The organism is Vibrio sp. 10N.286.48.F5 (assembly GCF_041469785.1).
Lineage (GTDB): Bacteria > Pseudomonadota > Gammaproteobacteria > Enterobacterales > Vibrionaceae > Vibrio > Vibrio crassostreae_C.
The window spans coordinates 85,998-95,141 of record NZ_JBFRLG010000022.1 but is presented as its reverse complement, the minus strand read 5'-3'; the positions used below and the strand labels follow the sequence as shown (position 1 = coordinate 95,141).

The window sequence follows — 9,144 nt, the reverse complement described above, 5'->3', positions numbered from 1 at the left end:
TGTTACCCGCACGGCCAGTACGTCCGATGCGGTGAACATAATCTTCTGCTTTAAATGGCATGTCATAGTTCACAACTTGTTCTAGCTGCTGAATATCAATACCACGAGCTGCCACGTCGGTTGCGATCAACGCACGAACTTTGCCTGACTTGAAATCGTCTAGGGCTTTTTGACGCGCACCTTGGCTCTTATCGCCATTGATTGATGCCGCTTTAATGCCGTCTAACTTAAGCTCTTTAACGAGAGCATCAGTGCCCTGCTTAGTCTTTGTGAACACCAACACTTGTTGCCAGTTTTTTGAACCAATCAAATACGCTAATAGCTCACTTTTACGCGACTTATCTACCGGGTAAACCATCTGTGTTACGGTTTCAGCGGTGCTGTTTTTTGGAGTAACTTGGATTTCACTTGGCTTCTGCATCATACGGTGTGCAATCGCTTTGATTTTGTTATCAAACGTTGCAGAGAAGAACAGAGTTTGACGCACTTCGTTCATGCGAGAAAGAATACGCTTGATGTCAGGCATGAAGCCCATATCTAACATACGGTCAGCTTCATCCAGTACCAGTACTTCCGTTTGGCTCAACATGATGTTTCTAGTGAACATGTGATCAATAAGACGACCAGGCGTCGCGACAAGAATATCTGCGCCACCGCGTAAGTTATCAGTTTGCACCTTCATGCTAACGCCGCCGTAAGCCACCACGACTTTAATGTCGGTGCCCTTTGCGTAGCTAGTTAAGTTATCGAAAACCTGTTGTGCCAATTCACGAGTTGGCACTAATACAAGCGCACGAACGAGCTTAGGGTTCGGAATAACGTTGTCTTTTGTCTCGATTAATCTTTGAATAATCGGTAAACCAAACGCAGCCGTTTTACCTGTACCCGTTTGAGCACCAGCCAGTACATCTTTGCCTTCTAATACCAATGGAATTGCTTGTTCTTGAACACTGGTAGGAGCCGTAAAATTAAGCTCAGACAACGTGGCAAGAAGATGCTCAGATAATCCTAGTTGGTTAAAAGATTTTGTAGATTCAGACATAGTATGATGCTCAAAGATTAAATAGGCGCGGATTGTAGCAAACCTGCATTACGCTGTTTACCTTTCCTTTTGATTTTTCTTCATTTGAAGCGCATTAAACTGCTTAGCTTCCTCTAAAACGTTGGGATAAAGCTCATTAAAGTGACACTGCAACGTATCATAGTGACGTTCGAGGTCATCGTAACATGCCTCGAGCATACCGAGCTTAGGCCTTCTCAACGCCATTCGCTGCAACACCACCTCTATAGATGACATGTCTTGATAGCTCTCTAACCATCTATGCTCAGCCATTTTCTGATGAACCATAACGAAATTTTCAGGCCAGTGTGGCTCTTGATGTTCAAAGATCTGCTCATGGCTATCTAAACAAAAACGCTCTAATGTCTGCTGTGAAAACTGATCCCAATGATTGGCTAAGCAGTGATCCCAAAATACATCGAGTGCGATAGGCGCAAAGCGTCGTGTTTGGTCTGAGAAAAGTGATTTTGCAGAACGAGATACATCATGACGATCAGTATAGCTATCAACAAATCGATGAAGCCTAATACCGTCAGAAAGGGAATCAGAATAGTGTTTATTAGGGTCGCCTTTAACAAAATCACCTAACAGGTTACCTGCTAAGTTGCTGTTACAGTGCTTGGCGATGTGAAGGTGTGCGAGAAAGTTCATTGAACCTCATTAAAGTATCGAGAACTAAGTAACATGGTAAACGTACTCGTTTATCTTCGCGAACTTTAATGAGGATAGTTTTGGTATGACGTGTGAGCGAATGCGATTTGCTCAGTTTAGAATTGTTTGCTTTGAGAAGCTTTAGCTAAGAAAACTTTTAGCTTTAAAACGTTTCAGTTGAAACTGAATTAAAGATCTTAAAAGCTTAGTTCGAAGACTTGAAAAGCTCTTCTGCTAACTGTTTCACTGTCTGCTCATAGTCAGACAAATCAATGCCAATTTCCATAGCATCTAACAACTCTAGACTTTCGTCATTATAAGATTGGTCACTCATTGTGCCCCCTCTATTCCTTGATGTGGACATGATGTCCGATTAACTAGTGCACCATCTTGGACTTATATTATGTCACTTTGATGAACGCACTCTACTCTACCCATTCCATATTCATAGCTTAAAGCTACTCGCGATCATTAACGCTTTTTTGCGCTAAAGGGGTATACGCGAACGACATATGTACTGCCACCTTACACCAAGTACAACAAATTACTCTATAAATTTTGAAACCGATCATGGTCAAACGTTTGCTTTGCTCAATTGAATGCTGACACGCCCCTTTGTGTAAATATTAATTTACAGTGGATGTTTTTAATTACAATAAGAATTGCATTTGGAATTAAACTCAATCAGAATACTTCAAAATCGAGATATTCTTTGGGTTTATGCGCTTAAGCTAGAAGAATTACAATGAAAACACACCCTAACGTAAAGAATTATATACAATGAATAAATCAAAGGTTTTTGGTAGTACTTTGATCATTGCAGGCACAACCATTGGTGCTGGCATGCTCGCTCTTCCACTTGCTTCTGCAGGTATTGGCTTTTCAACTTCACTTTTCTTGATGCTGGGTTTATGGGCGTTAATGGCTTTTACTGCGCTATTAATGGTAGAGCTTCACCAATTCGCAGAATCTGACGCTACCCTACACACGTTAGCTCATACCATTTTGGGGACAAAAGGAAAGTGGATTGCGAGCTTCGCGGTGATGTTTCTTTTCTACGCTCTGTGTGCGGCATACATAGCTGGCGGCGGTGCGCAATTTAACCAACGAATTTCGGATATCGCGGGTATCGAACTCAATGCTCAAATCACCACGCTTCTATTTACCCTATTAGTTGCCGGCGTTGTGACGATTGGTACACACAGTGTTGATAAAGTTAACCGCGTTTTGTTTGGCTTAAAGCTTATCGCGATGGTTTTGGTACTCAGCTTCCTGGCGCCAAACATTACCTCTCAATACCTAATGAGCATGCCTTTACAGCAAGGCCTGATTGTGGCGGCGATTCCGGTTGTGTTTACCTCTTTTGGTTTCCACGGCAGCATCCCATCAATTGTTCGATACCTAGATGGTGACGTTCGTTCTTTACGTAAGGTAATGATTATTGGCTCGGCACTGCCTCTGGTTATCTACGTTTTCTGGCAAAGTGTTACTTTGGGTGTGATTAGCCAAGAGCAATTATTGTCTGATACAAGTTTAGGCGCGCTATTAGTCTCACTATCGCAAACTGTTCATCAATCCAACCTAAGCGTGATCGTCGGTGTGTTTGCGGACCTTGCACTGCTGACATCTTTTATTGGTGTAAGCTTGGGCTTATTTGAATTCATGGGCGACTCACTGAGCAAGAAACTAGGTAACGCAAAACGTGTTAAGACAGCTGCTATCACCTTCTTACCGCCACTGGGGTTTGCCTTATTTTACCCACAAGGCTTCATCATGGCTTTAGGCTACGCAGCCATTGCACTTTCAGTGCTCGCGATTCTGTTACCAACAGTGATGGTCTACAAGGTTCGTTACACTGATTTCTCTGTCAAACCTCAATCTGCAGAAGCCAGTTACCAAGTGTTAGGCGGTAGCAAAGCGTTGTTTTTAGCAGGTAGCGTTGGCGTATTTATCATTGCCATTCAAGTTCTTATTTCAGTAGGGTTACTGCCTTCTTTGGGCTAATAAACCTATACAGAACTAATTTACTTGATCCGGATCTCACAAATAACATGTCACTATCATTAATTTTCACAATTAGTAGATTGAAGTCACATTTTTATTGAGGTCGGTTATTTAGAGTCCACGGTAAAGGATTTACCGTGGAGTTTTTATGAAAGAAGTACAATTTCGAACGATAGACAAACTGTTTATCAAGATGTCGATCAACGACAAATTTTGGGTCATTTTCTTAATCTTTTTTGCCGCTCTGGCAAGCCTAGCTGGACTGAACTACGTCAACAAAATGGAACACATTGACGTAACTGCAAAACAGCAGGTCGAGTATCAACTGCAAGGCATTTTATCAGCATCAGATTCCCCGGCATCTGTTCGCTCTGTTAGCCAGCAAACTCGCGCTCAACAAACCACTATTTCAAATAATGGTTCTGTGACTGCCACAGCACTCGCACAAGATGGCAACTACTACTCACTTACCGTTTCAACTAACGATATACAGAATCAAAAGCAGCAAGCACTGTACACTTTATTACTGAGCTTCTTGTGGTGTGTGCCTTTTGGTCTTTTCTGTTACTGGGTAGCGACTTTCCTAGGCGGCGCACTTTGGGTTCTTTATTCAACGACTCAAAAGATTGGTGATGGTGACTTAACATCACGCCTTGGCTTCCACCCTGGCCGTGATGAGTTCGGCACGATTGGTTGTGCGCTTGACCGTTCAATGGACACGCTTAGTGAGTTAGTCAACAACGTAAACCACAGTGCAGCAACGCTAAGCGAAACATCGGCTTCTTTCGAAACTGAGATGAAGCGCAGCGAAACACAAATCATGAGCCAAAATGCCTCTCTAGACTCTGTAGCGACAGCAATGGATCAGATGACAGCTTCGGCAAATGAAGTCTCTAACATCTCTGCACGCTCAACTGAACAAACAGAACAAGACGCGCAGCAAATCAACGATAGCCACGCGAAGGTTCAACAGGCAATCTCGGAAATCACCACCCTTTCTTCTTTGATTGAGCAAACCTCATCTTCTGTTACTAGCTTGAATGTGAATACGAGCCAAATTAACGAGGTCATCACGACGATCAATGCTATTTCAGAGCAAACTAACTTACTTGCTTTAAATGCCGCGATTGAAGCCGCTCGTGCGGGCGAGCAAGGCCGAGGTTTCGCTGTTGTTGCTGATGAAGTAAGAACACTGGCAAGCCGCACTCAGTCGGCTACTGTAGAAATCCAAGCGATGATTGAACGCTTACAGCAAGAGAGCCAAAATATCGCGAAGATCACCGAACAGACGGTTGACCAAGCGCAAACCAGTAGCCAGTTGATTTCAAACATTGGTCACGACGTAAACTCGATTGCAGATTCAGCTCAAGCACTAATGGACATGAGTATCCAAATCGCAACATCAGCCGATGAGCAAAGTAACGTTGCCAATACGATTGCAGCAGAGCTTAACGATATTCGAAGCCAATCCGATGTGATTAAAGACGTGGCTCAGAATTCTTCAAATGGCGTATCTAGGCTAACAGAAGCGTCGGTTTCTCTATCTCAGACATTGGCACGCTACCGAACTTAAGGATCAACTGGTGAACTAGCGGCGTGAATTGAAAACAAACTAATGAGGACTCGTAATGGGTCCTTTCTTTTTGGCTTTTGTTTAATAACATTACAAGAACCATGGTCAATAACGATGACATTATCAATTACCATGAAGCAAGTCGCAAAGGAGAGATTAAGAAGTGTCAGAACTGTCTAATATTCGAGCTTAGGAGTAATCTAATTGAACGGGTCTTTTTTCGCTTACCCTCTTGCTGCAGGTGACACATAATGAATAAAACAGAAACACCAAACACCGACGACATTACATGCCCTTTATGCCAACACGACGAGTATCTGCTTTCAGAAAGTGGAGAAAAGTTTACTTGTGCATCTTGCGGTTTCCACACCAAACAATTTAGTAAGGTAGTCAGCCTTCAATTAAGCTCTACCCCACCAAAGCTGCAGAATTCGATATACCACCATTTGAGCAGTGCTTGCCATTAATCCAAACTGAAATTTCTTCTAAACTGTAGATATCCTGAGCCGCGAGTTCTGCTGAGTCGGCTTCGGGATCTACGATTGCTTCATCAATACTCGGGCGTAATCGAAACGATTGGATACCCGCGCGAACACCAGCCTCAATCCCTTTCAACGTATCATCCACGTAGATGCACTCATTCGGTAGAAAGCCCATGTTCATGGCTGTGTACATGATTAGATCAGGTTCTGGCTTCCAGCTGTTAGCATCAAAAGCTGAGAACACTTTGCCTTTGAAGTCGTCTAGCATGCCTGTCATCGCCAATGAAGATTCAACTCTAGATTTCGGTGCATTGGAAGCAATACAAAACTCGATGTCTTGTTGTTTGAGAAATTCAATAAGTTCGATAGCGCCGTCCATCGGTTTTAAATGACGCTGGAACAGTGCTTCTAATTCAGTGCGATATAACGGTTCGAGTGTATCAATCGAGATAGATAGCCCAAGACGTTCTTGTGTATCCATTAAGATGTCAGCTAGCTTCCCGCCTTGGAAATGCGCATAGCAGTCGTTGACGTTTAGCTCCGCTCCAAAGCCAGTGAAAACGTTCACCAAAGCTTGGCAGCACAGCTTTTCACTATCGATAAGTGTTCCGTCACAATCGAAAATCACACATTTAGTCTGTTCTAACCGCATAGGTATCTCACTCAGATTGAATCCAAGTTTTATCCTATAGTGTTCTTTCAATGCGCGAGATGATTGAGGTAACAGTTTGCAGATACAGGCTTATTTCTCTTCGCGAAATATGGAGTTGATCACTTTATCGCTCGGCATAAGCAACAGTTTTCATCAAATTAGCCCAAATTCTACGAAATCAAATGCTGCGAGGTTTACATAAGCGACTCAATTTCAGGAGAAAATATAAATCACTACTTCCTAGCCGGATCGTGGTGAATCGATAAAAAAAATGGCTTATAGGCTACTCAGATAGAGCGACAATTAGCTAACAACCGACTCTTCTAAGACCTTAGCTTCAAGCGAAGGTGAAGACGCATATTCTACAGTTCCAGTATCGGGGTACGAATCTCGGATAGCGACAAACTCGGGTAAGTGTTTCAGTAGCAATTTAGTTAGCTGAGGATCAAACTGGTAGCCACACTCTCGCTCGAACAAATCGACCACCATCTCTAATGGCCACGGTTCTTTGTAGCAACGTGCACTAAGGAGCGCATCAAATACATCGGCTACAGCTGTGATACGAGCAAACAAGTGTATTTCATCCCCCACTTTGCCATTCGGGTATCCAGCACCATCCCAACGCTCGTGATGTTCGTTAGCAATGATTGCTGCGAGGTTGGTAATATCACCCGCTCCGCTCTTCAGTAAGTTATAGCCAGCCGTAGTATGAAGCTTCATCACCTCCCACTCTTGGTCGGTTAATTTCCCAGGTTTATCCAAGATCGATTCAGGGACAGAAATCTTACCCACATCGTGCATTGGGCTGATGATCTCAATCATCTCGACCTCACGATGGCTCAAGCCACGATACTTCGCTAGCAATGCAGACAGCTTGGCTACACGCTTAACGTGATTACCTGTTTCGCCAGAGCGGGTTTCAATTGCTTCTCCGAGAACATGAATCATATCCTTTTGGATATTCAAGGTCTGTTTCTGAAGCTTTAAGATTCGTTTGTTCTTATTCGCCAACTCTTTCTTTTGGCGCAGAGTGACAAATTGCATCAAGATGATCAGGCTCAAACCCGCAATCACCATCGACAGCCCCAATAACAACTGGAAGTTTTTGCGAATAAAGGATGAAGGCTCGTTAATGAAAACCGCTTCGTCAGGTAACGCGTTTCCACTAATCCCGTATCTCTTCATTGCAGGGTAATTGAATACAAAACGTTTGTTGTCTCCGGGAGTTAACGGTGTAGTAAAACCAAGTGGAAGGTATTTATCCAACGCATCGACGGCCTCTTCACCCATGCTTTGTGAGTGATTAACGTAGCCACCGAGTACATCACCCGAAATATAGAACTGCCACAAAGCAAACACCGGAGCAGCACTCGCTTTTGACAACGTATCCGCAATCTCTTGGTAAGTGTGATAAACCCCTTGCTTTAACTCGGTGTTGTAATGACTGAGCAATACCGCATCGTCCGCAGAGATCCCTTCCAAAAATTGGCTCGTATGCTCCAGCGACAAGTCGCGAATTTCTACGAGATTGATATTTGAAAATTCAGCCATCATTTTGTTCATTTCTTTATGAATCAATTCAGACGTGACACTGTAATCATTTACAAAATAGAGATTCTTTAGATTAGGTCTTAATTTGGAGATCAGCTTAATATTAACGTCTATCTGATCGTTCTCGTAAAGCACAGTTGCTCTGTCAGACACCGCGTACATGTCGGTGCTGAAATCATTGATGCCGGCTGCAACGACAGGTGTGGAGCGATCAATCAAATTAGGCAGAGATTCAAGAAAATTGGCTGCGTTATCGTCCGTCGCAATTACGCCATCAAATTTATAACCTGCATACTTCGCACGTAAGTAGTTCGCGAGAGAGTCGTAATACTCTGGGCTGTGGACACGCTTTGAATCCAAATACTCTATTGAGAGTTTAACTTCGGTTTGAGACTGGCTGAACGCACTGTCTATCCCTTTTTGGAAGTCAGCAGTCCATTGATAAGAAGGTTCGTATGAGTGTAAAACTAGGATGCGTTTAATATCCCAGTCGTTAGCAAAACTGAGTGAAGAATAAGCGCTAACACATAATACAGCGATTGATATCAATAGCTTGTACATACAATACCCTTTAAATAAGACGGGGTATTGTACTTAGATTAACGCTTTGTCAAAGAATCTTTAGTTCTCGATCCATACTTTATCGCAAGAAGCATGATCTTGTGCCCAAAAATCGTGTAACTGCTTAGCAAAGTTGTTGATACTTTGACCATTTTCAGCAACGACATCCGAGATCAATAGGGAACCATCCGCTTCTGTGACGATAGCGCTCGCCACAACTTCACCGTTTTGAGTACCAATATATAATACATGATCGTCAGAAAGCATAATTTGGCTCAAGAACTCAAGCATGTGTGCCCTTTCGATTTCATCTTGGTAAACGCTTGCTTGGTTGAGTGAAAATAGCACGGTCAATTTATGGAAATCGACTTTATGCAGTTCATCAATTTGGGAAGGAGTTTGATCTTGTGCTAGGAGTTGGTATGTCTTGGATGGAAGTTTGCTTTGATAAAGTTCACGGCCGAGGAGGCTCTCTTTTGCGGGGTAAGCAATATCGAGCTGACTAAATAGCCATTGGTTTTTCTTGTGTGCAATTTCAGGTATTTCGTTATTCATTCTTTTAGTACCTACGGTTAGTATCCCCAAATATCGCAGTTATTTGGAAGACATA

Annotated in this window: 8 protein-coding genes; 2 read left to right on the top strand and 6 right to left on the bottom strand. The window is 43.0% G+C overall.

All coding sequences use genetic code 11. From position 1 onward, the window contains the following. The 3 genes from AB4185_RS13720 to AB4185_RS13710 all read right to left on the bottom strand — a co-directional run. On the bottom strand, positions 1-1,042 hold a 1,042-nt coding region (locus AB4185_RS13720), incomplete at its 3' end, for a DEAD/DEAH box helicase (RefSeq protein ID WP_136975199.1). A gap of 57 nt (positions 1,043-1,099) precedes the next feature. Further along, the gene (locus AB4185_RS13715; protein WP_017059830.1) at positions 1,100-1,711 is read right to left on the bottom strand and encodes an ACP phosphodiesterase; all 612 of its coding nucleotides are present in this window, start codon (positions 1,709-1,711) and stop codon (positions 1,100-1,102) included. Between the two features lie 205 nt (positions 1,712-1,916). Continuing rightward, positions 1,917-2,045 (bottom strand): hypothetical protein, encoded by a 129-nt coding sequence (locus tag AB4185_RS13710; protein WP_017059831.1) that lies wholly within the window; start codon positions 2,043-2,045, stop codon positions 1,917-1,919. A gap of 446 nt (positions 2,046-2,491) precedes the next feature. Between AB4185_RS13710 and AB4185_RS13705 the strand changes: the two genes are divergently transcribed. After that, positions 2,492-3,715, top strand: a complete 1,224-nt coding sequence (locus tag AB4185_RS13705) for an aromatic amino acid transport family protein (RefSeq protein WP_017064640.1) — start codon at positions 2,492-2,494, stop codon at positions 3,713-3,715. A 148-nt stretch (positions 3,716-3,863) separates the two neighbouring features. Beyond that, positions 3,864-5,288, top strand: a complete 1,425-nt coding sequence (locus AB4185_RS13700) for a methyl-accepting chemotaxis protein (protein WP_017064641.1) — start codon at positions 3,864-3,866, stop codon at positions 5,286-5,288. Positions 5,289-5,696: 408 nt separating this feature from the next. On the opposite strand, the gene AB4185_RS13695 is transcribed toward AB4185_RS13700, so the two are convergent. The 3 genes from AB4185_RS13695 to AB4185_RS13685 form a co-directional block, all read right to left on the bottom strand. Then, positions 5,697-6,422: an HAD-IA family hydrolase gene (locus AB4185_RS13695; protein ID WP_048612527.1), complete on the bottom strand. Its 726-nt coding sequence runs from the start codon at positions 6,420-6,422 to the stop codon at positions 5,697-5,699. Positions 6,423-6,725: 303 nt separating this feature from the next. Beyond that, positions 6,726-8,534: an HD domain-containing phosphohydrolase gene (locus AB4185_RS13690; protein ID WP_372135552.1), complete on the bottom strand. Its 1,809-nt coding sequence runs from the start codon at positions 8,532-8,534 to the stop codon at positions 6,726-6,728. Between the two features lie 60 nt (positions 8,535-8,594). Continuing rightward, positions 8,595-9,089, bottom strand: coding sequence for a hypothetical protein (locus tag AB4185_RS13685; RefSeq protein WP_017064644.1), 495 nt, complete (start codon positions 9,087-9,089; stop codon positions 8,595-8,597). Between the last annotated feature and the right edge of the window lie 55 nt (positions 9,090-9,144).

What these genes read in the sequence shown, in the direction of transcription:
- AB4185_RS13685 (WP_017064644.1), bottom strand. Translation starts at nt 9,089, where the DNA reads ATGAATAACGAAATACCTGAAATTGCACACAAGAAAAACCAATGGCTA.
- AB4185_RS13705 (WP_017064640.1), top strand. Translation starts at nt 2,492, where the DNA reads ATGAATAAATCAAAGGTTTTTGGTAGTACTTTGATCATTGCAGGCACA.
- AB4185_RS13715 (WP_017059830.1), bottom strand. Translation starts at nt 1,711, where the DNA reads ATGAACTTTCTCGCACACCTTCACATCGCCAAGCACTGTAACAGCAAC.
- AB4185_RS13695 (WP_048612527.1), bottom strand. Translation starts at nt 6,422, where the DNA reads ATGCGGTTAGAACAGACTAAATGTGTGATTTTCGATTGTGACGGAACA.
- AB4185_RS13690 (WP_372135552.1), bottom strand. Translation starts at nt 8,534, where the DNA reads ATGTACAAGCTATTGATATCAATCGCTGTATTATGTGTTAGCGCTTAT.
- AB4185_RS13710 (WP_017059831.1), bottom strand. Translation starts at nt 2,045, where the DNA reads ATGAGTGACCAATCTTATAATGACGAAAGTCTAGAGTTGTTAGATGCT.
- AB4185_RS13700 (WP_017064641.1), top strand. Translation starts at nt 3,864, where the DNA reads ATGAAAGAAGTACAATTTCGAACGATAGACAAACTGTTTATCAAGATG.